Source organism: Actinoplanes aureus, from assembly GCF_015704865.1.
Taxonomy (GTDB): Bacteria; Actinomycetota; Actinomycetes; order Mycobacteriales; family Micromonosporaceae; genus Actinoplanes; species Actinoplanes aureus.
In genome coordinates this window covers 249,083-274,134 of sequence record NZ_JADQTO010000003.1, presented here as the reverse complement: position 1 = coordinate 274,134, position 25,052 = coordinate 249,083, and the positions used below count along the sequence as shown (strand labels likewise).

At 72.0% G+C, this 25,052-nt stretch carries 19 protein-coding genes; 12 read left to right on the top strand and 7 right to left on the bottom strand.

Going from position 1 to position 25,052, the window contains the following annotated elements; translation table 11 throughout:
* Positions 1–97 precede the first annotated feature (97 nt).
* Both I4J89_RS07110 and I4J89_RS07105 read left to right on the top strand, forming a co-directional pair.
* Positions 98–934: an alpha/beta fold hydrolase gene (locus tag I4J89_RS07110; RefSeq protein WP_309238217.1), complete on the top strand. Its 837-nt coding sequence runs from the start codon at positions 98–100 to the stop codon at positions 932–934.
* A gap of 12 nt (positions 935–946) precedes the next feature.
* Positions 947–1,864, top strand: coding sequence for an endonuclease/exonuclease/phosphatase family protein (locus tag I4J89_RS07105; RefSeq protein ID WP_309238216.1), 918 nt, complete (start codon positions 947–949; stop codon positions 1,862–1,864).
* On the opposite strand, the gene I4J89_RS07100 is transcribed toward I4J89_RS07105, so the two are convergent.
* Complete coding sequence (locus I4J89_RS07100; protein ID WP_196413031.1) at positions 1,861–2,460, bottom strand: HAAS signaling domain-containing protein; 600 nt, start codon at positions 2,458–2,460, stop codon at positions 1,861–1,863. The genes I4J89_RS07105 and I4J89_RS07100 overlap by 4 nt on opposite strands.
* A 111-nt stretch (positions 2,461–2,571) precedes the next feature.
* Here I4J89_RS07100 and I4J89_RS07095 point away from each other — a divergent pair, with 111 nt between their 5' ends.
* The gene (locus I4J89_RS07095) at positions 2,572–3,456 is read left to right on the top strand and encodes an ABC transporter substrate-binding protein (protein WP_196413030.1); all 885 of its coding nucleotides are present in this window, start codon (positions 2,572–2,574) and stop codon (positions 3,454–3,456) included.
* Here the strand turns inward: I4J89_RS07095 and I4J89_RS07090 are convergent.
* Positions 3,453–4,214 (bottom strand): CDP-alcohol phosphatidyltransferase family protein, encoded by a 762-nt coding sequence (locus tag I4J89_RS07090; RefSeq protein ID WP_196413029.1) that lies wholly within the window; start codon positions 4,212–4,214, stop codon positions 3,453–3,455. The genes I4J89_RS07095 and I4J89_RS07090 overlap by 4 nt on opposite strands.
* Positions 4,215–4,297: 83 nt before the next feature.
* Here I4J89_RS07090 and I4J89_RS07085 point away from each other — a divergent pair, with 83 nt between their 5' ends.
* The 5 genes from I4J89_RS07085 to I4J89_RS07065 are packed head-to-tail and all read left to right on the top strand — an operon-like array spanning position 4,298 to position 8,834.
* Entirely contained in the window at positions 4,298–5,275 is a 978-nt protein-coding gene (locus tag I4J89_RS07085) for a zinc-dependent alcohol dehydrogenase (RefSeq protein WP_196413028.1), read from the top strand.
* Positions 5,276–5,335: 60 nt separating this feature from the next.
* A complete protein-coding gene (locus tag I4J89_RS07080) occupies positions 5,336–5,734 on the top strand; it encodes a 6-pyruvoyl trahydropterin synthase family protein (RefSeq protein ID WP_196413027.1) in 399 nt (132 codons plus the stop codon).
* A gap of 11 nt (positions 5,735–5,745) precedes the next feature.
* Positions 5,746–6,873: a glycosyltransferase family 4 protein gene (locus tag I4J89_RS07075; protein ID WP_309238215.1), complete on the top strand. Its 1,128-nt coding sequence runs from the start codon at positions 5,746–5,748 to the stop codon at positions 6,871–6,873.
* Entirely contained in the window at positions 6,848–7,645 is a 798-nt protein-coding gene (locus I4J89_RS07070; RefSeq protein WP_196413025.1) for a class I SAM-dependent methyltransferase, read from the top strand. Before I4J89_RS07075 ends, I4J89_RS07070 begins: the two co-directional genes overlap by 26 nt.
* A gap of 31 nt (positions 7,646–7,676) precedes the next feature.
* Positions 7,677–8,834, top strand: coding sequence for a lysylphosphatidylglycerol synthase transmembrane domain-containing protein (locus I4J89_RS07065; RefSeq protein ID WP_230858558.1), 1,158 nt, complete (start codon positions 7,677–7,679; stop codon positions 8,832–8,834).
* Here I4J89_RS07065 and I4J89_RS07060 read toward each other — a convergent pair.
* On the bottom strand, positions 8,810–9,517 hold the full coding sequence (locus I4J89_RS07060) for a RibD family protein (RefSeq protein WP_196413023.1): 708 nt from the start codon (positions 9,515–9,517) through the stop codon (positions 8,810–8,812). The genes I4J89_RS07065 and I4J89_RS07060 overlap by 25 nt on opposite strands.
* A gap of 120 nt (positions 9,518–9,637) precedes the next feature.
* Between I4J89_RS07060 and I4J89_RS07055 the strand changes: the two genes are divergently transcribed.
* From I4J89_RS07055 to recQ, 3 genes are read left to right on the top strand one after another with little or no spacing between them, the layout of a single operon-like run.
* Positions 9,638–10,303 carry a GTP cyclohydrolase II gene (locus I4J89_RS07055; protein ID WP_196413022.1) on the top strand — a complete coding sequence of 222 codons (666 nt, stop codon included), beginning with the start codon at positions 9,638–9,640 and terminating at the stop codon, positions 10,301–10,303.
* 50 nt (positions 10,304–10,353) lie between these two features.
* Complete coding sequence (locus I4J89_RS07050) at positions 10,354–12,273, top strand: SpoIIE family protein phosphatase (protein WP_309238214.1); 1,920 nt, start codon at positions 10,354–10,356, stop codon at positions 12,271–12,273.
* 58 nt (positions 12,274–12,331) lie between these two features.
* Positions 12,332–14,380, top strand: a complete 2,049-nt coding sequence (gene recQ / locus I4J89_RS07045) for a DNA helicase RecQ (protein ID WP_309238213.1) — start codon at positions 12,332–12,334, stop codon at positions 14,378–14,380.
* A gap of 394 nt (positions 14,381–14,774) precedes the next feature.
* On the opposite strand, the gene I4J89_RS07040 is transcribed toward recQ, so the two are convergent.
* From I4J89_RS07040 to I4J89_RS07030, 3 genes are all read right to left on the bottom strand, one after another.
* Positions 14,775–15,470, bottom strand: coding sequence for a YceI family protein (locus I4J89_RS07040; RefSeq protein WP_196413021.1), 696 nt, complete (start codon positions 15,468–15,470; stop codon positions 14,775–14,777).
* Positions 15,471–16,242: 772 nt separating this feature from the next.
* Positions 16,243–16,761 (bottom strand): hypothetical protein, encoded by a 519-nt coding sequence (locus I4J89_RS07035; protein ID WP_196413020.1) that lies wholly within the window; start codon positions 16,759–16,761, stop codon positions 16,243–16,245.
* A gap of 759 nt (positions 16,762–17,520) precedes the next feature.
* Positions 17,521–17,931, bottom strand: a complete 411-nt coding sequence (locus I4J89_RS07030) for a VOC family protein (RefSeq protein WP_196413019.1) — start codon at positions 17,929–17,931, stop codon at positions 17,521–17,523.
* A 165-nt stretch (positions 17,932–18,096) separates the two neighbouring features.
* Here I4J89_RS07030 and I4J89_RS07025 point away from each other — a divergent pair, with 165 nt between their 5' ends.
* Positions 18,097–21,960 carry an AAA family ATPase gene (locus I4J89_RS07025; protein WP_196413018.1) on the top strand — a complete coding sequence of 1,288 codons (3,864 nt, stop codon included), beginning with the start codon at positions 18,097–18,099 and terminating at the stop codon, positions 21,958–21,960.
* Between the two features lie 20 nt (positions 21,961–21,980).
* On the opposite strand, the gene ppdK is transcribed toward I4J89_RS07025, so the two are convergent.
* Positions 21,981–24,662, bottom strand: a complete 2,682-nt coding sequence (gene ppdK, locus I4J89_RS07020; RefSeq protein ID WP_196413017.1) for a pyruvate, phosphate dikinase — start codon at positions 24,660–24,662, stop codon at positions 21,981–21,983.
* Positions 24,663–25,052 lie beyond the last annotated feature (390 nt).

Sequence of the window (25,052 nt, the reverse complement as noted above, 5' to 3'; positions counted from 1 at the left end):
CGGCCGGGCAGCAAGCCCGGCCGTCTCTCTACGAACGCGTCGTCCGATGTGACGTCCACGTAACGTGCCCGCAAGTGAGGCTCGCCACAATGAGTCCGTGGTGACCGAGACGATGATGCCCGTCAACGGCATCCAGGTGTGCGTGGAGACCTTCGGCGAACCTACTGAGCCCCCGTTGCTGCTGCTGGCCGGGGAGGCCAACTCGATGGACTGGTGGGACGACGAGTTCTGCCGGCGGCTCGCGGCCGGCGGCCGGTTCGTGATCCGCTACGACCAGCGGGACACCGGCCGGTCGACCCGCTTCCCGGCCGGCGTGCCCGGCTACTCCGGGACCGACCTGATGAACGACGCCCTCGGAGTCCTCGACGCGCTGGGCGTGCCGGCGGCGCACCTGGTCGGGCTCTCCCTCGGCGGCGCCCTCGGCATGCGGATCGCGGTCCGGCATCCGGAGCGGGTGCTCAGCCTGACCCTGATGTCGACGACCGCCGGCACCGGGGAACCGGACCTCCCGCTGACCCCCGGACGGACGACGACCGCGGTACGGGCCCGCCCGGCGGTCGACTGGTCGAACCGCAAGGCCGCGGTGGCCGGCCTGATCGCCGAGATCCGCGCCCGCGGCGGGCCGTTCACCGCGGACGAGCCGCAGCTGCGCCGCCTCGCCGAACGCGTCTTCGACCGGTCCGGCGACCTGGCCGCGGCCCGGGACAACCATCGGCTCGCCGGTTACGGCCCGCCGGTCCGCGACCGGCTCGCCGCCATCACGGTCCCGACCGTGGTCCTGCACGGCACCCTCGACGAGCACTTCCCGGCCGAACACCCGCGGGAGCTGGCCCGGGCGATCCCGGGCGCCCGCCTCGTCTGGCTGGAGGGCGTGGGCCACGAGTTCCCGCCCCGCGCCGTCTGGGATCGGGTCCTCGCCGAGATCCTGACCTGAGATCATCTGTGGGTGCTGATCCGAGTCACCGTGGCCTTCGCCGTGCTGGTCACGGCCCTGCTCCTGTTCCACCAGTTCGTGCCGAACCGGATCGGTCACCTCGGCAGCCTGATCGAGACCGTCCGGCCGTGGCTGGTCCTGAGCGTTCCGGTGCTGCTGGCGCTGGCCTGGTGGCGTCGTTCCAAGCTGGTCCTGATCGCCGCGATGCTGCCGCTCGTCGTCTGGGCCGGCCTGTTCGGCGGGCAGCTGTTCCCCACCGTGGGCAAGGGCTCCTACCTGACCGTCGTGCAGCACAACGTCAGCGACGAGAACCGGGACGTGGCGGGGACGGTTCGCACGCTGGTCGCGGTGGAACCCGACGTGATCGGGCTGCAGGAGATCGTCCCGGAGACGCTGCCCGCCTATGCGGCGGCGCTCGCCCCGGGCTATCCGTACCACACCGTGCAGGGCACGGTGGCGCTCTGGTCCCGCCACCCGCTGCGCGAGGCGGGCGCGCTGGACATCCGGCCCGCCGCCTTCGGCGCCGACTGGAACCGCGGCCTGCGCGCGATCGCGCAGACCCCGATCGGCGACATCGCGATCTACGTGGCTCACTTGCCGTCCGTCCGGTTCGGCCTGACCGGATTCGATTGCGTACGCCGGGACGAGAGCGCTCTTAAGCTCGCGGCGGCCCTGCGTGCCGAATCCGTGGAGCAGGTCATCCTCCTCGGCGATCTGAACAGTACGGTCGACGACCGCGGCCTGGCACCGGTCACCGACCTGATGGCGACCGGGCGGTCCACCTTCCCGTTCAGCTGGCCGGCCGCCATGCCGGTGGCCCGGGTCGATCAGATCATGGTCCGCTCGCTGCACGTCCCCGAGTTGTGGTCGCTCCCGGAGACGCGCAGCGACCACCTCCCGATCGCCGCCACCATCGACATCGACACCTAGCCGGCCGGAGCGCGCAGAGCGGCCAGCAGAGCCAGCCCCGCAACCACCGAGCCCGCGGCAGCACCCAGGTACGCCACCAGCAGGAAGATCCCGGCGCCTCCGCCGAGCCCGGCGAGGGCCAGCGCCAGCAGCAGCGCACCGGTCGCCCCGCCGGTGGTGAGGATCCAGGCGGCACCCTTCTGCGCGGGCGTCCAGCGCCCGGACCCGGTGGCGATGAGCAGGCCGGCCGCCGGGCTGACCACCGGCAGCACGAACGCACCGGCGAGCAGCAGCGCGATGGCCGCGTGTTCCGCTCCCCCGCCCGGCGTCCGGGCGGGCGCGGCCGGGACCGCGGGGACGGGCGCGAGCGCCGGCAGGCGCAGGTGTGTCGGCATCCCACCGCGGCGCACGGCGGCGGCGAGCTGCTCCGGCGGACCCAGCCGGCCGAGGATCAGAGCCGGGTCCTCGGCCAGGTCCTGGCGCATCGCGATGTAGCCGGTCACCGTCCGCATCAGATCGTCACGCGACTCCGGCAGCAGGTCGTCGGAGGCGGCCCAGAGCGCGGCCAGGTAGTCGAGGACGAGCGTGTCGGCGTGGGCCAGCGGTGCCGTGGTCATGGTTCCTCCCGGGCTCGGCGATGCCGCCAGCCTCGCGGGAACACACCCGCGCGCACATCCCTCCACGGTTCTATCCGTCCGGGCCCGCCTACACCTTTAGGCTGACCCTCCATGCGACTGGTGTCCCTGCTGCCGTCCGCCACCGAGATCGTCTACGCCCTCGGGCTCGGCGACGATCTGGTCGGCGTGACCTTCGAGTGTGATGAGCCGGCCGAGGCGCGGGCGAGCAAGACCGTGGTGGTCGGCGGGCGCGACACGACGGGCCTGACCCCGGCCGAGATCGACGAGTACGTGCGCACCGAGATGGCCGCCGGTGGGGACCTCTACACGTTGCACGCGGACGCGCTGGCCGGACTCGCCCCGGAGCTGATCCTGACGCAGGACCTGTGCCGGGTGTGCGCGCTGCCGTCCGGGCACGTCGACGACGCGCTGAGCCATCTCGGCTGCCGGTCGGACGTGCTGTCGCTGGACCCGCACACCCTGGACGACGTGCTGGACACCTTCGAGGAGGTGGCGCGCGCGGCCGGCGTACCGGAGCGGGGTCCGGTCCTGGTCGCCGCGCTGCGGCGGCGCCTGGCCGAGGTTGCGGCGGCGGTGGCCGGCCGGCCGCGGCCGAAGGTGGCCGTGGTGGAGTGGGTGGACCCGCCGTTCGGTGCCGGGCACTGGGTGCCGGACCTGATCGTCGCCGCCGGTGGCGAGCCGGTGGCGGCGCGGCCGGGGCAGCGCTCGGTGGCGACGACCTGGGCGGAACTGGCGGCTCCGGGGCCGGACGTGGTGCTGGTGACGCCGTGCGGCTACCACCTGGACGGCGCGGTACGGCAGGCCGAGTCGGTGGTTCCGCACTTCCCGGGCGCCGCGGTGTGGGCGATCGACGGCGACGGCCTGGTGGTGCGGCCCGGTCCGCGACTGATCGACGGGGTGGAGGCGATCGCCGCGATCCTGCACCCCGACGTCGTCCCGGCCGCTCCGCCGGGAACGATCTCGCGGGTCTCCTAGCGGGTGGCCAGGGCGTGCTGGCGCGGGGCGGACCAGCGGCTGCGAGCCTCCAGCCGGACCCGCGACGCGACGTACAGCCAGGCGATGTCGCGGCCGAACGACCAGGTCAGCGAGCCGAGCGCGATGATCAGGGCGGCCAGCGCAAGCCAGGCCGGCAGCAGTCCGCTGACCACGACGGCGAGCATGACGCCCTGCTGGGCGGCGACCACCTTGCGGCTGAACTTGGGCGGCAGCGGCGCGTTCAGCCACGGTGCCACCCAGGAGGCGGCGACGAAGACGTACCGGAAGGCGCCGATGGCCAGGGCCCACCAGCCGAACTCGATCGCCGCGGCACCGCTGAGCACCAGGATGAGGAACGCGTCGACCTCCATGTCGAAGCGGGCGCCGAGCGGGGTGGTCGTCCCGGTGCGCCGGGCGATCTGGCCGTCCACGCCGTCCATGGCCAGTGCGACCGCCGCGATCGTCACGACCAGCAGCTTCGGGGCGCCGGAGAGGACCAGCGCGGTGACCCCGCCGGTGAGGACGGCCCGCCCGAGGGTGACCAGGTTCGCCCAGCCGAGGTCGCCCATCCGGGTCCGTCGCAGGGCCAGGGCGAGCAGGCCGCACAGAACGGTCCCGTAGGTGATCCCCGCCACCCAGCCCCACGAGCTGAGTCCCACGAGAGCGGCGAGCGCGGCGAGCAGGAGGATCTGGGCCGCGAACCCGGCCAGCGGAGCCCGGATCGGACTCGTCGTGGTCGTGGCGGTACTGATGGTCACCGTTCCTCCTGGACGTAGGGTTTAGCCGCTGTCCCCGATTGACACGCTCAACGGGGACTTTCGGTTCAGCGAAAGGACGGCCCTTGTCTGCGGATGCCCGTGCGTTCTGGTTGAGTTGCCCGGGAACGGGCGAATTACGCACCGAGCGATTGTCCGATCCGGGGCCGGGCGAGGTGCTCGTCCGCACCCTTCACTCAGGTGTGAGCCGTGGCACCGAGACTCTTGTTTTCCAGGGACGGGTCCCGGAAAACCAGTGGGCGACCATGCGCGCGCCGTTCCAGGTCGGCGACTTCCCGGCACCGGTGAAGTACGGCTACCTCAACGTGGGCGTCGTCGAGGCCGGCGTGGACGAGCTCGTGGGAAAGACCGTCTTCTGCCTCTACCCGCACCAGACCCGCTACGTCGTCCCCGCCGAGGCGGTGACCGTGGTCCCGGACGGGGTCCCCGCCGCGCGTGCCGTGCTGACCGGCACGGTGGAGACCGCGGTGAACGCCGTCTGGGACGCGAATCCGCAGATCGGCGACCGGATCTCGGTGATCGGCGGCGGCATGGTCGGCTCCTCGGTCGCCGCCGTGCTGGCCGGCTTCCCCGGCACCGACGTGCAGCTGATCGACACCGACACGACGCGCGAGCAGATCGCGCACCGGCTGGGCATCCGGTTCGCCGAGCCGGCCGCCGCCGACGAGGGCCGCGACCTCGTCATCCACGCCAGCGCGACCGAGCAGGGCCTGACCCGGGCCCTGGAACTCCTCGCACCGGGCGGGACCGTGGTGGAGCTCAGCTGGTTCGGCGACCGGAGGATCGCGATCCCGCTCGGCGAGTTCTTCCACTCCCGCCGGCTCACCATCCGCAGCAGCCAGGTGGGCGGCATCCGCCCCGACCGCCGCCGCAGCTACGCCGAACGCCTCGCCGTGGCCCTGGACCTGCTGCGCGACCCGCGCTTCGACGCCCTGATCACCGGCCACTCCGGCTTCGACGAGATGCCCGGCGTCCTCCCCCGGCTCGCCGACGGCAGCCTGCCCGCGCTCTGCCATGTGATCGACTACCCGGACGGGAATTGATCTTCCCGCACCGGGTACCCGTAGTACCGCACGCGAAGAGTCACCAGAGGAGATGAGCCCTTGTTCAGCGTCACCGTCCGCGACCACATCATGATCGCCCACAGCTTCTCCGGCGAGGTCTTCGGACCGGCACAGCGGCTGCACGGCGCCACCTTCGTGGTGGACGCCACGTTCCGCCGCCCGGACCTGGACGACGACAACATCGTGGTCGACATCGGCCGGGCGAGCGAACAGCTGAAGACCGTCTGCTCCGGGCTCAGCTACCGCAACCTCGACGACGACCCGGAGTTCTCCGGCGTCAACACCTCCACCGAGTTCCTGGCCAAGGTGATCGCCGACCGCCTCGCCGTCCGGATCAAGGCCGGCGAGTTCGGCCCGGGCGCGGCCGGCCTGACCGGCATCGAGGTGAAACTGCACGAGTCGCACCTCGCCTGGGCCGCCTACGAGCGCACCCTGTGATCTTATTCGCGGTGCTGCCAGGTTCGATCGACGACCCGGCGGCACCCAGCGGGGGCAACCGCTACGACCGCGAGGCACTCCGGCGCCTGGCCGATTCGATCTTCGAGGTACGCGAATCGGCCGTCGCCGGAACCTGGCCCCGTCCCGCCTCGAGCCACCGGCAGGCCCTGACCGGCGTGCTCGCCTCGGTCCCGGACGGTTCCACCGTCCTGCTCGACGGCCTCGTGGCCTGCGGGGTTCCCGACCTCCTGGAGCCGCACGCGGACCGCCTGCGCCTCGTGGTCCTGGTCCACCTGCCACTCGGTGACGAGACCGGGCTCACCGCCGCCGAGGCCGCCGAGCTGACCGCCCTGGAACGGCGAACCCTGCACCTGGCCACCGCCGTCGTTGCGACCAGCGACCAGGCCGCCCAGCACATATCCGATATATATGGTTTGTCGCGGGTGCATGTGGCGCCTCCCGGCGTCGACCCGGCGCCACTCGCCGAGCCGTCGCCCGGTGGCACCCGGCTGCTCAACGTGGCGTCGCTGACCCCGCGCAAGGGTCAGGACGTCCTGCTGGCCGCCCTGAGGCAACTGGACGACCTGGACTGGACCTGCACCATCGTCGGCGCCGGCGACATCCCCGGCCACATCCCCGGCCGTGACGACAGCCGGGTGCGCTTCACCGGCGCGCTCACCGGTGCGGCCCTCGACGCCGCCTACGCGGACGCCGACCTCTTCGTGCTGCCGTCACGCGCGGAGACGTACGGGATGGTGGTCACCGAAGCCCTCGCCCGTGGCCTCCCGGTGGTCGCCAGCGATGTCGGCGGCGTAGCCGAGGCTCTAGGCACCGCACCCCCCAACGCCGCGCCCTCCAGCGCGCCCGGCAGTACCGCGCCAGGCGGCAGCGTGCCCGGCGGTACCGCGCCCGGCAATGCCGCGCCCGGCGGTCGTCCTGGGCGGCTGTTGCCGCCCGGCGATGCGGACGCGCTCGCCGCGACCCTGCGAACCTGGCTCACCGACCCCGACCTGCGGGCTCGCTGGCGCGACCGCGCCCGGGCCCGGCGCGACACCCTGACCGGCTGGGACGAGACCGCCCGCCGGCTGAGCGACATCCTGCTAGGAGTAGACAGTGCCCGATTCCCACGCGCCCGATGAATCCGGTCCGACCGGTGAATTCTCCCCCGACTGGCTGACCCTGCGCGAGCCCGCGGACGCCGCCGCCCGCGCCGCCGATCTGGTCGGCGAGCTGCCCGGGCCGGTACGGGTGATCCGTGACCTGGGCTGCGGCACCGGCTCACTGGGCCGCTGGCTCGCGCCGCAACTGCCCGCGCCGCAGCACTGGATCATGACGGATCGCGACCCGGCGCTGCTGAAGCTCGCCGCCGACGGGATGCCCGCGGAGGTCACCGTCAGCACCGACCTGCGCGACGTCACCGCGCTGACCGCGGCCGACCTGGCCGGCACCGACCTGGTCACCTGCTCCGCCCTGCTCGACCTGCTCACCGCCGGCGAGGTCGAGGCCCTGGTGGCGGCCTGCGCCCAGGCCAAGGTCAGCGCCCTGTTCACGCTCTCAGTGACCGGCGAGGTCAAGCTCGCTCCGGAGGACCCGCTAGACCAGGCCGTCGGGGAGGCGTTCAACGAGCACCAGCGCCGCGAGACCGGCGGCCGGCGGCTGCTCGGGCCGGACGCGCCGGCGTTCGCGGTGGCCGCGTTCGAGAGGGCCGGAGCCCGGGTGCTGACCCGGCCCAGCCCGTGGCGGCTCGGCCCGGCGCTGTCCACGCTGACCGACCAGTGGCTGCGCGGCTGGGCCTCAGCGGCCGGTGCACAGCGCCCTGACCTGGCCTTGGGCGCCTATCTGACGCGCCGCACGGCGGCCGTACCGCACGCTTCCGTGGGACACCAGGATCTTTTAGCGATCTTCGAGTGAACCTTGCCCTGTGGATCGGGCGTACTAGTCCCTGAAGAGCGACGAGGGGACGACGAAAGTGAACCGATCTGTCTGGGCCTGGCTGCGGTTGCTGGGCGGTGCCGGCATCCTGGCGCTGGTGCTGTGGCGGCTGGGTACCGGCGCCTTCCTGGACGGGCTCCGGGTGCTGGACGCGGGTGCGCTCCTCACGGCGCTCGGGATCGGCGCGGCGACCACCGTCCTCAGTGCCTGGCGCTGGTGCCTGGTGGCGCGCGGGCTGGGCATGCGGCTTCCGCTGCGGGACGCGATCGCCGACTACTACCAGGCGCTCTTCCTGAACGCGGCGCTGCCGGGCGGGATCCTCGGTGACGTCGGCCGCGCGGTCCGCCACGGCCGCGGCGAGGGCGACCTGGGCCGCGGTGTCCGGGCGGTGTTCCTGGAACGCACGGCGGGACAACTGGTCCTGCTGGTAGTGGGGGCACTCGTGCTCTTCACCGTACCGTCGCCGGTGTTGACCCTGATCCGCGCGAACGAAGCCGGCATCGCCGTGGCCGGCCTGAGTGTCGCCCTGGCCGGCGCTCTGCTCTTCCTGCTGGTGCGCCGCCTGCGGCGCGGCCGTTCCCGGGCGGCCGGCGCGGCCCGCGGTGGCCTCGCCGAGATCCGCTCCGGCCTGTTCTCCCGGCAGAGCGGCCCCGGTGTGCTGCTGGCCTCCGCCGCCGTGCTCGCCGGGCACCTGGCCACCTTCCTGGTCGCCGCCCGGGCGGCCGGCAGCGCCGCCTCGCTGCTCCAGCTCGCGCCGCTGCTGCTGCTGGCCCTGCTGGCCATGGGCCTGCCGATCAACGTCGGCGGCTGGGGGCCGCGCGAGGGAGTCATGGCCTGGGCGTTCGGCGCGGCGGGCCTGAGCGCGGCGCAGGGTCTGACGATCGCGGTGGCGTACGGGATCCTGGCCTTCGTGGCCGCCGCCCCCGGCGCGGTGATCGTGCTGATGCGGGTCGTGACGCGGCCGCGCACCGAGCCCGCCGAGGTCGCCACGCCGCGCCCGGCTCTCCCGTCCCGCCTGATGGCGGTCGCCCCGGTCTCGCCGGCGCCGGTGATGGCACCCCGGCCGCTGCACGTGCCCGCGCCGATCCCGCTGGTCCGGCGGATCACCGTTTCCCGGCAGCCCGCCGCAGCGCGGCAGCCCGCCTATTCCGGTGGTGTCGCGGCTTGATCGAACCGCTCGGAGAGCGCGTAGCGCAGCAGGACGACGTCCCCGATCTGCCGCGCCTCCGCGAGGGTCGCCCGATTGCCCGGGCCCCACGGGAACGTCCCCTCGTGGACGAACCGGGGTGCCCTCGCGTCACCCACGAAGAACGGCGCCACCACCAGGTGCAACTCGTCGGCCAGACCGGCGGTGAGGAACTGTGTGTGCATCCGGCCGCCGCCCTCGACCATCAGCCGGCGCACTCCGCGCCCGGCCAGGTCGGCCGCGACCAGCCGGACGTCCACCGGGTCCCCGCCGTCCACCACGGTGGCCCGGTCACCGAGCAGCTTCTCCGCGTCCTCGACGGCCGGGGTCGCACAGTAGACCACCTTGGCGGCCGCACCGGTGGTGAAGAACGCCGCCTCGGGATCGAGGTGGCAGCTGCTGGTTACGGTGACCTTGACCGGGTCCGGGTGCGCACCCCGCGCGATCCGGGCGGCCCGGCGGTCAGCGGAACGCACCAGCAGCCGCGGGTTGTCCTGCCGGATGGTGGTGGCACCGACCAGGATCGCGTCGCATCCGGCGCGGACCGCGTCGACCCGGTCGAAGTCGGCGTCGTTGGAGAGGAGCAGCCGTTCGCCGGACGCGTCGTCAAGATATCCGTCGATCGACATCCCGCAACTCAGCAAGATGTAAGGACGCTCAGCCACCGCCCAACAGTAGTCCCCGGAGTGCGGCACCGGATCTCTGGGCAGATCATCGACGGCAGTAAGCATTCAGTAACAGCGCATCTCAGTAACAGCGCACGGCGGAACCAACAAGGAGGACCGATGTTCGAGGCCGAGGCAGCCACGGCGATCAAGGCGACCGTCCGACGGCAGGTCACCGTGCCGCTGCGCTTCCCGGACGGCTATGCCACCACGGCGCGGGTGATGACCTTCGACGGGCTGGCTGACGGGAAGGAGCACCTCGCGCTCGGTCTTGGCGACTGGCAACGGGCCCTGACCAAGTCCGCGGCCGGCGGGCGGGCGCCGCTGGTGCGCCCGCACAGCGAGTGTCTCACCGGCGACGTCTTCGGCAGCCAGCGCTGCGACTGCGGTCCGCAGCTGCGCGAGGCCGTCGAGCGGATCGCCCAGGAGGGCGGGTTCCTGCTCTACCTGCGGCAGGAGGGCCGGGGCATCGGGCTCTACGCCAAACTCGACGCGTACGCGTTGCAGGACGACGGCCTGGACACGTACCAGGCCAACGTGGCGCTGGGCCGGGGCGAGGACGAGCGCGACTACACCGCGGCGGCGCAGATGCTGGCCGCCCTCGGCGTGGACCGGGTCCGGCTGCTCAGCAACAACCCGGACAAGGCCGCGCAGCTGACCACCCTCGGCATCGACGTGACCCAGCGGATCCCGACCGGGGTGCACCTGTCCGCGGCGAACGTGCGGTACCTGAGCGTGAAGGCGACGCACACCGCGCACACCATCGAACTGCCCCTGGCCGAGTGACCTGCGGTTCGTTCTAGCGCCTGATCCGGCACGATGGGAAGGTGACGGGCGTGAACCTACCGGGTGCGAGCGAGCTTGACGCGATGATGGCCGCGGTCGATCAACTGCCGTTCATCGTCGCGGTGTGCGAGGGCCCGGACCTGAATCTGGTCGCCTGCAACGCGGCGACCCGCGCGGTGCTGTCCGGCCGGGACATCATCGGCCGGCCGGTCCGGGACGTGCTCAGCGACCTGGCCGGGCAGCAGTGGGTGGACGCGTACTACGAGGTCTACCGGACCGGGCAGCCGATCACCGGGCGGCAGTGGCGGGCGCACATCGAACAGCCCGACGGCTCGGTGCACGAGATGTTCGCGACCTTCACCATCGTGCCGTGGCTGGACGCCGGCGGCGACCGGCGCGGGGTGATCGGCGCCGGATTCGACGTGACCGAGCTGGCCCGGACCAGGCAGGCCGCCGAGGCGGAGGCCGCCCGGCTGCGGCGCCGCTACGAGCAGAGCCGCGACGTGGTCACGGCGTTGCAGGGTGAACTGCTGCCGGCCGGGCTGCCGGTGCTGCCGGGCCTTCAGGTGGCGGCGAGCTACCTGCTGGCCGAGGCGGACACCGCGGCCGGCGGTGACTGGTTCGACGCGGTCGCCCGCCCCGACGGCCGGGTCGCGCTGGTCGTCGGCGACGTGGTGGGGCACGGGGTCACCGCCTCCGGCGTGATGGGCCAGCTGCGCGCGGTGCTGCAGGAACGGCTGGACGCCGGTGCCGGTATCACCGAGGCGCTGGAAGCCGCGGACCGGCTGGCCGGGCGGGTCCGCGCCGCGCACGCGGCCACGGTCTGCCTCGCGCTGCTCGACCCGATGACCGGGGAGCTGGCGTACTGCACCGCGGGACACCCGCCGCCGCTGCTGGTCACGGCCGGCGGCGTGACCCGTTACCTGCCGGCCAGCGGAGGTACGCCGCTCGCCACCGGTGGGTCGTACCCGGTCCGGACGGACGTACTGGCGCCCGGCGACCTGCTGCTGCTCTACACCGACGGAATCCTGGAACGGCCGGGCGGCGGGCCGGACAACGCGGCCGAACTGGCGCAGGTCGCGGCCGACGCCACGGCCGGGCGCGCGCTGCGCGATCCGTCCGCGACCGCCGCGGACCGGGTCTGCACGCAGGCCGTCGAACTGCTGGTCCGTCTGGGCGGGTACGCCGATGACATCACGCTGCTCGCGGCGCAACGCGTGCCCGTCGTACCGGAACTGGTTCTCGAAGTGCCGGCCGAGCCGGCGGCGCTGCGCGTCGCGCGCGCCGAGCTCGGCGCGTGGCTGGCCGCGGTGGGCGCGGCCGAGCACGACGCCTTCGTGCTCCAGCACGCTCTGGGCGAGCTCGCCACGAACGCCATCGAGCACGCCTTCGGCGGCGAGTTCGGCAAGGACATGATCGAGGTACGGGCGAAGCTGCACCCGTCCGGCCTGGTCGAGGCCACGGTGACCGATCACGGCGGCTGGCGGGTCCCGGATCGGCAGCCCACCCGCGGGCGAGGTCTGGCGCTCACCGCCCAGCTGGTGCACAGCCTGCGGGTCGACCCGGGCTCGAACGGTACGGTCGCGGCCGTCCGGCACCAGCTGACCCGGCCCGCCCGGCTGCTCACCCGCATCGACCAGACGCCGATGATCAAGCCGCCGGCCGAGACGCTGCACATCACCGAACTGCCCGGCGGCGACGAGGCCCGGGTCCGCCTGGACGGCCCGGTGGACGCGGCCTCCGCCGCGCAGGTCCGCCAGGAGCTGCTGCGCCGCAGCCGGGGCGGGACCATGGCGCTGACCGTGGACCTGACCGGGGTGACCCATCTGGCCAGTGCCGGTGTGTCCGCCCTGCACCTGGTCGCGGCCAGCCACTCCGACGGTCAGGCGCCACTGGTGCTGCACGCCGTGCCCGGCAGCCCGGCCCGGCAGATCCTCGACCTCGTCGGCCTGCCCGGAGTCACTCCATAGGCATCGGGTTATCCACAGGCCCGAGGCGATTGTCGGTGGGGGTCTCTACTATCGCGGGGTGACTTCGGCCCTTCCGCTCTCCGTGTCAGATGCCACCGACGCCCTCAACCGGGTCTTCGGCTACCCATCGTTCCGCGGGCAGCAGGGCGACATCGTCGAGCACGTGATCGCCGGGGGCGACGCGCTGGTGCTGATGCCGACCGGCGGCGGCAAGTCCCTCTGTTACCAGATTCCCGCGCTGGTCCGGCCCGGCACCGGCGTGGTGATCTCTCCGCTCATCGCGCTCATGCAGGACCAGGTCGACGCGCTGCGCACCCTCGGCGTGCGGGCCGGCTTCCTGAATTCGTCGCAGGACCTCGACGAGCGGCGGATGGTCGAGGCCGAGTTCGTCGCCGGCGAGCTCGACCTGCTCTACGTGGCGCCCGAGGGCCTCGGCACGGCCGGCGTGCAGCGCCTGCTCGACCGGGGCAAGATCTCGCTGTTCGCGATCGACGAGGCGCACTGCGTGGCGCAGTGGGGTCACGACTTCCGCCCCGACTACCTGGGCCTGTCCATGCTGCACGAGCGCTGGCCGGACGTGCCGCGGATCGCGCTGACCGCGACCGCCACACCGGCCACCCGTGACGAGATCGCCGGCCGCCTCGGTCTCACCGAGGCCCGGCACTTCACGGCCAGCTTCGACCGGCCCAACATTCAGTACCGGATCGTCCCGAAGAACCAGCCCTCCCGGCAGCTGCTGGAGCTTCTGCGCTCGGAGCACGCCGGGCACTCCGGGATCGTCTACTGCCTGTCCCGGGCGTCGGTGGACAAGCACGCCGCCTTCCTCACCGACAACGGGATTCCCGCACTGCCCTATCACGCCGGTCTGGACTCCCGGACCCGGTTCGAGAACCAATCACGCTTCCTGCGCGAGGACGGCCTGGTGATGGTCGCGACGATCGCGTTCGGGATGGGCATCGACAAGCCCGACGTGCGGTTCGTCGCCCACCTCGACCTGCCCAAGTCGGTCGAGGGCTACTACCAGGAGACCGGGCGGGCCGGGCGCGACGGGCTGCCGTCGACCGCCTGGTTGGCGTACGGGTTGCAGGACGTGGTGCAGCAACGCAAGATGATCGACAGCTCGGAGGGTGATGTCGCGTTCCGGCGCAACGCCGCCCGCCACCTCGACGCGATGCTGGCCCTCTGCGAGAGCGTCACCTGCCGGCGTGCGCAGGTGCTGGCCTACTTCGGCCAATCCTCCGACTCACCCACCTGCGGCAATTGCGACGTCTGCCTCACACCGCCGGAGTCGTGGGACGGCACGGTCGCCGCTCAGAAGCTGCTCTCCACCGTGTTCCGCCTGCAGAAGGAGCGCAACCAGAAGTTCGGTGCCGGCCAGTCGATCGACATCCTGCTCGGCAAGCGCACCGACAAGGTGACCCGGTTCCGCCACGACGAGCTGTCCGTCTTCGGCATCGGCACCGACCTGCGCGAGTCCGAGTGGCGAGGCGTCGTGAGGCAACTGCTGGCCGGCGGCTACCTGACGGTCCACGGCGAGTACAGCACGCTCGCCCTCACCGACAGCAGCGCGTCGGTCCTGCGCGGCGAGGCCAAGCTGATGATGCGCCGCGAGGTCGCCCCCGTCCGCCCCGCCCGCACAGCGTCTTCCCGGCCGGGCTCACCCTCCGCCCGGCAGGCCGCACCGGCGGACCTGCCCGCCTCCGCGGTCCCGCTGTTCGACAAACTGCGAGCCTGGCGCGGCACGGTCGCGAAGGAACAGGGCGTCCCGGCCTACGTCATCTTCCACGACGCCACCCTGCGGGCCATCGCCGCACTGGCGCCCGCCACGCTGGACCAGCTGGGCACGGTGAGCGGCGTCGGTCAGAGCAAGCTGACCAAGTTCGGCAGCCAGGTCCTGGCCGTGGTGTCCGGCGAGCCGGTGGAGCTCTCCACCGGCCAGGCAGGGGCCGCCGGCCTCCTGCCTGCGCAGCCCGCGTCCCCCGATCCCCGTCCCGGCGCCCGGCCGCTGGCCGGCCAGCCTGGCCGGTCCGAATACGCCGAGGTGTTCCCACCCGAGCCGGAGGATCCGGGGTACTTCCCGCCCGAGCCCGACTACTTCGACGACTAAGCCCAGCGGGCTGGGACCCGCCTACGGGCCGGCACCGTCCAGCGGACCGCAACCCGCCCGCAGGCCGGCACCATCCAGCGGACCGCAACCCGCCCGCAGGCCGGCACCATCCAGCGGACCGCAACCCGCCCGCAGGCCGGCACCATCCAGCGGACCGCAACCCGCCCGCAGGCCGGCACCATCCAGCGGACCGCAACCCGCCCGCAGGCCGGCACCATCCAGCGGACCGCAACCCGCCCGCAGGCCGGCACCATCCAGCGGACCGCAACCCGCCCGCAGGCCGGCACCATCCAGCGGACCGCAACCCGCCTGCGCGCCACGACCTACCTGTGGGCCGGCACCATCCAGCGGGCCGCGACCTTGCCTGCCCAACCCACGGCGATGTCGGGTGGTGTCAGCTTTCTCGGATGGCCTCGCCGGCGATCTCGATGCGGATCTTCTTGCCTACCAGGACGCCACCGGCTTCGAGCATGACGTTCCAGAGCAGGCCGTAGTCCTCCCGGTCCAGTTCCGCCGTCGCGCTGAAGCCGAAGATCTCCCGCTCATACGGGTCACGCCGAGCACCACCGAACTCCATGTGCATGTCGATCGGCCGGGTGACGTCCTTGACCGTCAGCAGCCCCTTGATCACGAAACGGCCGGACGCCCGGGTGGCCGCCGGCGGCAGGTCGGCGACGGTGCCCCGGCGTCCCAGCGGATTGTTGCGCAGCCGGGCCCAGTGGAAGATCGGGTCGCTCTCCGCCTCCCAGACGATGCCGGTGCTGCGGTATTCGAGCGTGGGATAGCGGCCCACGTCGAGGAAGTCCGGGCTGGACAGATGCGCGTCCCGCTCCGGATTGTGGGTGTTGATGCTGTCCGCGCGAATCGTCGCGCTGATCGACGATTGGAGCGGATCTCTCGCCACCACGATGGATGCGGTTCCCTTGGCGAACTCGCCCCGGATCGGGCTGACCATCATATGCTGCGCCAAGAATCCGATGCGTTTGTGAGCGTCGTCCAATGTGTAAACGCCTGGATCCGGAATGAGCAGGCCGTTCCACTCACGGACCGGTCGATCGACCGTCACGTAGCCCTCCCCCGTCGGCACCATCGCGGCCGCACAGCGGCGCGCGAGCCCCCCGGCTCGCCTGATGCTGAATTCGCGGAGATTCTAGGCACCGGGTTGATCACACTGTGACCCCGAGGAATGCATTACGTGTCCGCCACCACAGTCGAAGCGCTGTCCATGATCGGTGATTGCATACCTTTTACACCGGGCGGCGGAGAATCCCGAAGTCCATGTTGAGCAGCTAAGACATCCCATTTTCTAACGATCGTTAGAGGGCGCCCCGACATAAATCCGCAATACCTGTCGGAACGTCGACACGGCCCCGTCCCGTGCTGCGCCAATCACGGTGGGTAACGCATGCAGCTCGGCCAGCAGCAACGCCAAACCCGTCCGCAGCAGCCTGCGACATCGACAGTCGCCGACCAAGGAGACGGACGCCCAGAGCACGACAGGACACCCGCTCCAGTTCGCCCGCGGCGCCGGGGCGGCGATGCTAGCCAGCATCCTGCCCCGACTCACCGACGGTAACTGGCCAGAGTCAATAGACGGACCCAAATTCCCCGGCCGCCGCAGCGAAAGGGACGCCGCAGCGGCAGCCGCATTCAAGAATCGACGCTCGCAATACGCCCACGCGAAATAAATGCGACTTCTCGCGCCCTACAGCATCGGCCGAAGCCGCGTCTGCTGCCGGCTCTCCTTGGATTAGCACCCAGCGCGCGTCATCCGCGCGGCCGAAACAGTGCCCAGTGGTGATGGCAGTGCATCTAACCCTTTCTGGGCTTGCCGGTCCTGCCGCTGCCAGCGGCCAGGGTGCCTACTCGCGGTGTGTGACGCCGGTTACGGCCAGCGGCCGGAGCGCCTGCTTGCGGTTCGTGGCACCGATTGCGGTCGGCCGGTGGTCGCTGGCCAGCGGCCGGAGTTCCTGCTTGCGGTTCGTGGCACCGATTGCGGTCGGCCGGTGGTCGCTGGCCAGCGGCCGGAGTTCCTGCTTGCGGTTCGTGGCACCGATTGCGGTCGGCCGGTGGTCGCTGGCCAGCGGCCGGAGTTCCTGCTTGCGGTTCGTGGCACCGATTGCGGTCGGCCGGTGGTCGCTGGCCAGCGGCCGGAGTTCCTGCTTGCGGTTCGTGGCACCGATTGCGGTCGGCCGGTGGTCGCTGGCCAGCGGCCGGAGTGCTGGCTCGCGGTGCGTGGGGCCGGCTGCGGTCGGCCGGTGGTTGCCGGCCGCCTGTCCGGGCTTGGCGGGTGTTGTGTGGATCAGTGAGACAGCCGCTGCTGCTACCTCGGTGGTCGACGAGGCGAGGTTTTGCGGCCGGCTGTGCCTGACGGCTGTCACCGCCTCCCGCGCTGGGCCGCGCCGCGTTGGGCCGAGCTGGGCCTGCCTGCGCCCAGAGCAGCCCGACACCAAAGCGGCTTTGCCACGAGCTGAGCCCGCCCCTCCGGGCGCGGACAAAAGCGGCTTTGCCACGAGCTGAGCTCGCCCCCTCCGGGGTGCGGACACCGGATTACGCGGCGACTGGTTGCAGAGTCGCTGTTTGGAAGGTCCGTTTGTAGGCGATGGCTGTGGTGGTCGAGGGCAGAGTGCCGGCGGCAGTGGCTGTAGAAGGCGATCCAGCAGAACACGTCACGGCGGGCGTCAGTTTCGCTTTTCCCAGTTGGGGAGGTCGACTCCAGATGGGAAGGCCGACTCCAGGTGCGGAAGTCGGCTCCAGACGGGAAGACCGACCCCAGACGCCGAAGTCGGCTCCAGACGGGAAGACCGACCCCAGACGCGGAGGTCTACTTCAGGTGCGCCGGGCGGCGTCGCGTTTGGGTTTGGTTTGAGGGTGGCGATGAACGCTTCGGCCAGCGCGCTGTCGTGGCTGGCGCCGCCGAGGGCCATGGACGCGCGGATCTGGTGCCGGCGGCAGGCCACGGCGAAGTCGGCGCGGGCGTATTGCCGCGCCGGAGTGGAAGTCACGTCGCCGCTGCGGCGGCGCGGGCTGCGGCGGCGCGGGCGTCGGCAACTAACCGCCACCGAACCCCTCCACCCAGGGCGCCCGACAACCAACCCGGCCGCGCGCCGACCGGATCCACCCCGCGAACGACCACCACCTCACTGCGGCTGCGCGATATTCACCATCCAGGGCACCCCATACCGATCGATCAGCTGGCCGAACTCGTCGCCCCACATCTGCTTCTCCAGCGGCATGGTGATGGTCGCACCGTCGGTGAGTTTTTCCCAGATCTCGCGCAGGCCGTCGCTGGTGTCGCCGCTGAGACTGACGGTCATCGAATTGCCCTGCTGGATCTCCATGCCGGGCGGGCAGTCGGAACCCATCAACGTGTTCCCGTCCGCCGCGGTGAGCTGGCCGTGCATGACCTTGTCCTTGATGCCGGCATCGGGCGTCCCGACATCGCCGAAAGTGTTGATGACCAGCTCTCCGCCGAGGACGGAACGGTAGAACTCCAGGGCCTCACGCGCGTCGCCGTTGAACATCAGGTAGGGGTTGAGCCGGGCCGTCATGACAGCTCCCTTGCCGTTGGATGACTTCCCCTCGGACGCTAGTCCCACCCACCGACAGTTTCGCCGGGATTCACCATGACGGGCCACAGTGGCACAACGTCGGTAGCATTCGCGGCGAACGCGCACCAGCACCGACCGGTCACACGGGAACCGCTAGGGAGGCGCATGGGGGCGACCGGCTTCGATGATCTCGTCACGGCGAGCAGCGGCCCGGGTCTCGTCGATCGGCCGCGACTGGCAGCCGCCGTGGAACGCTTCGTCGCGTCCTCCCAGCTGACCCTGCTCACCGGTGAGCCCGGTACCGGCAAGACCACCCTCCTGGCCGCACTCGCCCGTGACCATCCGGACTGGCTGCGCTACTTCGTCCACCGCGACGCCCCGACCAGCCTCGCCGACGCCGATCCGGTCGGCTTCCTGCTGGCGATCGGCCGCCAGCTCGCCCGGACGAGGCCCGCACTGTTCGAACCGGACGGCCCGTCACCCTTCGACCGTGCGGCCCATGCCGGGGTGGCGGCCGACCGGGCGTACCTCGATCCTCGTTTTTTGGAACCGGCCGCCCTGCTCGAGCTCGCGTTGCGTGCGCCCGCGGCGCGGCTCGCGGCCGCCGAACCGGACGACCTCATCGTGATCCTCGTCGACGCCACGGACGACCCGGCCGGTGAGGCGCTCACCGACTGGCTCCTCCGGGCCCCGGATCTGCCCGGCAACGTGCGCCTGGTGCTGACCACGCGGCCGGTTCCGCGACTGCCCCGCTTGCGCTCGGCACGGGGAGACCTGGCCGAGGTGGTCATTCCGGCAGGCACGCGCGAGGCCTGCGACGAGGTGATGGGGTACGCGCTGAGCACGCTCGCCGCCGCCCCGGCCCAGCGGGTCGCCGAGAAGGCCGAGGGCAATTTCCTGTACGTCTCGGCGTACGCGCACGCCTTCACGCAGCTCACCGCTCACCGCGACCCACCTGCCGGCCTGCCCGCCCTGTACGCCGCCCTGCTCGACGCCACCCTGAGCCGGGATGCGGCCAACCGGGAGGAACGGGCGGTCCTCGGGTTGCTGACCGTGGCCCGCGCCCCGCTCTCGGCCGCGGATCTCGTGCGTCTGTCCGGTCTGCCGACGGACGTCGAGGCGATGCACGCCGTGCTGCGGCGGCTGGGTCCGCTGCTGCGGGAGCGGGACGGCGGGTTCGCCCTGTTCCACGAGTCCATCGGAGAGTTTCTCGCGGCATCGGAGACGCACACCGGCTGGGCGGTTGATCCGGTCGAGTGGCACCGCCGCGTGGTGCGGTCCTGCCTACGTGACGGCACGGATCCCGCCGACGTGGACTGGTCGGCGGCCGGCGACTACGAGCTGGTGTATCTCGCGGACCACCTGATCGCGGCAGGCGAGACCGCGCGGTTGCCCACCCTGGTCTGTCCCGGGCTGCGGCGGGCGGTCCGCGCCCGGTACGGCCACGACCTCTGGTTCACCCGGGTAGTGGACCTGGCGCTGGCAGCCGCGCTCGACGGGCGGCTCGCCACTCCCCTGCCGGACGTTCTCTTCCTCAGCGTGGTGCGCGGCGAGCTGGCCCGGGCCGCCGGCACGCGACACTCCCCCGCCGTGCTCGGTCTGGCCGCCCGGCTGGGGCGGCCCGACGGGGCGTGGGAGGCCGCCTGGGCGATGCCGCCGTCGGCCGTACGGATCGCGGCGCTTGCCGAAGTCGTCCGGTATGCCGGTGGCGAGGACCGGGTGGAACTGCTGGTGGAACAGGCGACGGCGATCGGCGCGGTCCGGGAGGCCGCCGTGGCGCTGGCCCGCTACGACCTGCCGCGCGCGCTGGAGCTCTGGCATCGGGCCGGACCGGAGACGCCGCCGGATCCGGTCTACCGGGCGGCCGGCGATCCCGCCTTCTTCGCACGGATGGCGGCCGGGCGCACCGCCGCCTGCCTGGACGCCGCCGAGGGCAGTTCGCCGGGAGACCGCAGTGTGCTGCTGTTGCACGCCCAGTCCGGGCTGGAGTTGCTCGACGTACGGGATCGGGTGGTGGCGCTGGCCCGGCTGGCCGGCCTGGACCGGGCGGGTACCGGTCGTTACCTGCCGGCGCTGCGCCGGGACGCCGTACTGCTGGACGTGGAACACAACCGCGCGGACGCCCGGGCGCTCGCCGAGGCGGCCGCCCTGCTGGCCGGAGTCGACGAAACCTTGTCCGTGACGCTGCTGGAGCGGTGTGCCCGGGTAGCGCCGGAACGGGCTCGTGCGCTGATCAGCCTAGGCCGGCGCGACGAGGCACGGCTGATAATGACCGTTCGCCTGGCCGAGTCGCCGGGCCCGGAGGAACGGCTGCGTATCGCCGAAGCGCTGGAGCCGATCGACCCGCTCCGCGCCACCGAGGTCGCGGACCAGGTCGCCGCCGAGGTCGAGTCCGGATCGCGCGGTCCCGCGGTCCTCGCCGCACTGGTCACCTTCCTGGCCGCCCGGGATCCGGAACGCGCCGCCACCCTGGCCCGCCGCGCACCGGCCGAGGACCGGATCGGCCTGCTCGCCGGGCTGGCTCATCGGCATCTCGACGAGGGACGCACCGCCCTCGCCGAGTCGCTCCTCGGAGAGCTGCACGTGCGGGCGGCACAGCGGAACCCGCTGCGGGATCCGGAATCCGGCCTGCCGTTCCGGACGCACCCGGCGCAGCACACCGAAAGGCCCGCCGGGGCCCACCAGCCCTACCTCCGTGACGTGCGGATCCGCTGGGCCGACCGGCTCCGGCGCCGCCTGCTCACCGATCCGGCCGACGTGATCCGGGCGATGACGCCCGGCCCGTCCTCAGCAGGGAACCCCTACTCGCTGGCCCGCGTGCTGCGCGTCTTCGCCGCCCACCTGGCCGCCGCGAGCCACACCAAGCCGGCCGGCGAGAGAATCACCGACCGGGCGGCCGCCATCGAACTGGCCGCCGCGATCGAGGATCGGGGCGAGGCCGCGATCGCGCAGGCGGCCCTGGTCGCTGCCGCGATCCGGGACCACGACCTGGACGGCGAGGCCTTCGCCTGGCGGCTACTGCGCAATCTGATCGTACGGACGCCCCGCGGCCACTGGTCCCCCGGCGGCTCGGAGCTGGACCGTGGCCACCTCGCCTACCTGCGTCCCGACTACCGGGCCCGGTTCGAGACCGCGATCGGTGTCCTGCCGTACCAGCCGGATCTGGGGTCGGCCCTGCTCACCGATCTGCCGGCGCTCGGCGTGGTCTTCCAGCTGGCGATCGGCTGCGACGCCTCGACCCGCTACACCGAGCAGCGCCTGGCCGGCCGGCGCCCGGATCCGGCGGCCGCGCAGGTGCACGAGAGCCTGCGCCGGCAGCCGCCCGGCGCGCTCCCCGATCCGGTTCTCGGCGCGGTGGTGACCGCCGTCGTCTCAGCGAACGAGCAGACGCTGGGCGGCGCGGGGTTGGACGTTGACGATCCGGTCTACCGGCTCTACGCGCTGGCGACGGCACGGACCCGCAGGGCCGGCCTGCCGGGTGCCGGGCCCGGGAAAGCGGTGGGCGCCGGGCCGCTGGACATGGAACGGCTTCCGGCGTACGCGGAAATCGTGCGCCGCAACGCCGGCAGCCCGGTGGTGGCCGGCCTGGCCGACCAACTGCTCTCCGCGGCCGCCGGCCGCAGCGACGAGGCGTTGCTGATTCTCGCCGAGGCCGGGTACGGCGACCCGCACGCCCTGCTGGCCGACCTGCTCCCCCGGCTGCCCGGGATGTCCCCGGCCGAGCAGGACGACCTGCTGCCGGAGTTGTCGGTCCTGCTGTTCCGGCACGATCCGGCCCGGGCGTTGCGGTTCCTCAGCGACGCCGCCGCCCGCAGCTGGCCCACCGCGGCCGCGTTCCTGGAATCCGCAGTCACTGAGCTACCTAGGACAGCAGAACTGCCCACGACAGCGCGCGACCTGCACGCCGCCGTAATCCGCGCCGTCGACTGCTGCACACCGTCCGACCAGGACCGGCCCGAGGTGGTCGACGGCGCCTGCCGCCGGATCGCGGCCGGCTGGAACGGGCGGCCCCCACCCGCCGCGTGCTGAGCGGGGGCCGCCCGGGTCTGTCAGCGGTGATCGGAGCCTTCGGACTCGACCGCCGCGCGGCCCGCTTCGAGCCGGGCGATCGGTACGCGGAACGGCGAACACGACACGTAGTCCAGCCCGACCTGGTGGAAGAAGTGCACCGAGTCCGGGTCACCACCGTGCTCACCGCAGATCCCGAGCTTCAGGCCCGGCCGCGCGGCCCGCCCCTCCTCGGCCGCGATCTTCACGAGCCGGCCCACCCCGTCGGCGTCGATCGACTCGAACGGGGAGATGCCGAAGATGCCCAGTTCCAGGTAGCGCCAGAAGAACGCGCCCTCCACGTCGTCCCGGGAGAAGCCCCAGGCCATCTGGGTCAGGTCGTTGGTGCCGAACGAGAAGAACTCGGCCGCCTCGGCGATCTGCCCGGCGGTCAGCGCCGCCCGCGGCACCTCGATCATGGTGCCGATCAGGATGTCGACCCCGCCGGAGTCCCCGGCCACCTCAGCGATGATCTTCTCGGCCTCCGCGCGTACCGTCTCCAGCTCTTGAACGGCGCCGACCAGCGGAACCATGATCTCCGGTCGCGGGTTGCCGCCTTCGGCGGCGAGCGCGACCGCGGCCTCGGCGATGGCCCGGACCTGCATCGCGAACAGGCCCGGGATGACCAGGCCGAGGCGTACGCCGCGCAGCCCCAGCATCGGGTTCTGCTCGTGCATGCGCCGGACCGCCGCGAGCAGTTGCTCGTCGTGTTCCACGTGCTGGCCGTGCTCGTGCTGCACCGCGACCCGCACCGCCAGCTCCTCGAGCGACGGCAGGAACTCGTGCAGCGGCGGGTCGATCAGCCGGATGGTGACCGGCAGGCCGTTCATCTCCCGGAAGATCTCCAGGAAGTCGGCCCGCTGCAACGGCTGCAGCGCCGCCAGGGCGTCGTCGCGCTCCGCGTCGGTACGCGCCAGGATGAGCCGTTCCACCAGTTCCCGGCGATCGCCGAGGAACATGTGCTCGGTGCGGCACAGACCGATGCCCTGTGCACCGAAGCGCCGGGCCCGGGCGGCGTCCGCCCCGGTGTCCGCGTTGGTCCGCACGTTGAGCCGGCGCTTCTCGTCGGCGTGCGTGATGATCCGGTGCACGGCGGCCACCAGCGGGTTGTCGGTGTCCGCCGGGTCGAGCTCGCCCTCGAAGTACTGCACCACCTCGCTGGGCCGGACCGGCACCTCACCGAGGTAGACCCGCCCGGTGGTGCCGTCGACGGAGATCACATCACCCTCGTTCACCACCACGTTGCCCACCGTGAAGGAGGAAGGGCCGACCTCAAGGTCGTCGGCACCGCAGACGCAGGTCTTGCCCATGCCGCGAGCCACGACCGCGGCGTGCGAGGTCTTGCCACCACGGCTGGTGAGGATGCCCTGCGCGGCGATCATGCCGGGCAGATCGTCCGGGTTGGTCTCCCGGCGGACCAGGATGACCTGCTTGCCCTCGGCCGCCAGTTCCACGGCCCGCTGCGCGGTGAAGACCACCTCGCCGTACGCGGCGCCGGGCGACGCGCCGATGCCCCGGGTGATCGCCGAGGGCTCGGAGGAGAGGTCGAACCGGGGGAACATCAGCTGCGCGAGCTGGGCGCCGGTGACCCGGGTGAGCGCCTCGTCGAGGTCGATCACGCCTTCGTCGATCAGCTGCGCGGCGATGGTGAAGGCGGCGGCCGCGGTGCGCTTGCCGACCCGGGTCTGGAGCATCCACAGCTTGCCGCGCTCGATGGTGAACTCGATGTCGCACAGATCGCGGTAGTGGCCCTCGAGGGTGGCCATGATCTGGAGCAGTTCGTCGTACGACTTCTTGTCGAGCCGCTCCAGCTCGGTCAGCGAGAGCGTGTTGCGGATGCCGGCGACCACGTCCTCGCCCTGCGCGTTGGCCAGGTAGTCGCCGTAGATGCCCTGCTCGCCGCTGCCCGGGTCGCGGGTGAAGGCGACGCCGGTGCCGGAGTCGGAGCCGAGGTTGCCGAAGACCATGGCGACCACGTTGACCGCGGTGCCCAGGTCGGCCGGGATGCGCTCCTGCCGGCGGTAGAGGACGGCCCGGTCGGCGTTCCAGGACCGGAAGACCGCCTCGATGGCCTGGTCCAGCTGATCGCGCGGGTCCTGCGGGAACTCGTGGCCGGTGTGCTTGACGAACACCTTCTTGTACGCGCCGACGAGCGCCCGCAGGTCCTCGGCGTCGAGCTGGACGTCGTCCTTGACGCCCTTGGCCTGCTTCGCGTCGTGCAGCGCGTCCTCGAACTCCTCGCCCGGCACGTCGCACACGGTCTTGCCGAACATCTGGATGAGCCGCCGGTACGAGTCCCAGGCGAACCGGTCGTTGCCACCGGCCTGGCGGGAGAGCCCGGCCACCGACTCGTCGTTGAGGCCGACGTTGAGAACGGTCTCCATCATGCCGGGCATGGAGAACTTGGCGCCCGACCGTACCGATACGAGCAGGGGGTCGGATGGGTCGCCGAGCCGCCGGCCCATGGCGTTCTCCAGCTCGGCGAGGTGCTCGTCGATCTCGGACGTGAGTCCCTCGGCGTGCGTACCGTTCTGAAGGTATTGCTTGCACGCCTCGGTGGTGATGGTGAATCCAGGAGGCACCGGCAGGCCCAGGTTCGTCATCTCCGCGAGATTGGCGCCCTTGCCACCCAGCAGGTCTTTGAGGTCCTTGTTGCCCTCGTGGAAGTCGTAGACGAACTTCATGCCGCACACACCTCCGGTTACGAATCCGTGGCCGAATTGGTTTCCTGCCCCGGGATTCGTAAGGCTAAGCACGATCAAGGTGAATAGTTAACAGTCCGGTGGGGTTTTACACACCCGCACGGAAGACCCTGTTCAGTTCGCGCTCTCTGCGCGCAGTTCCGCGCAAAGGCGGTGATCAGGGGGCCTCAGATGCTGCAAGGCCGGGCTGCGAGGCCGGGCTTCGGGAGGCCGGTTCCGGGAAGCCGGTCCGCGTGCGGCCGGGCCGCCCGGGAGACCGGACCCGGCGGGCTCGCCGACGGCCGGCACGGGAGAGCGATCACGGCGGGACGCGCGGCGGCGATCGGGGTTACGGGGAGAGCCGGTCCGGCTTGCCAGTGGCCGGGCGAACCC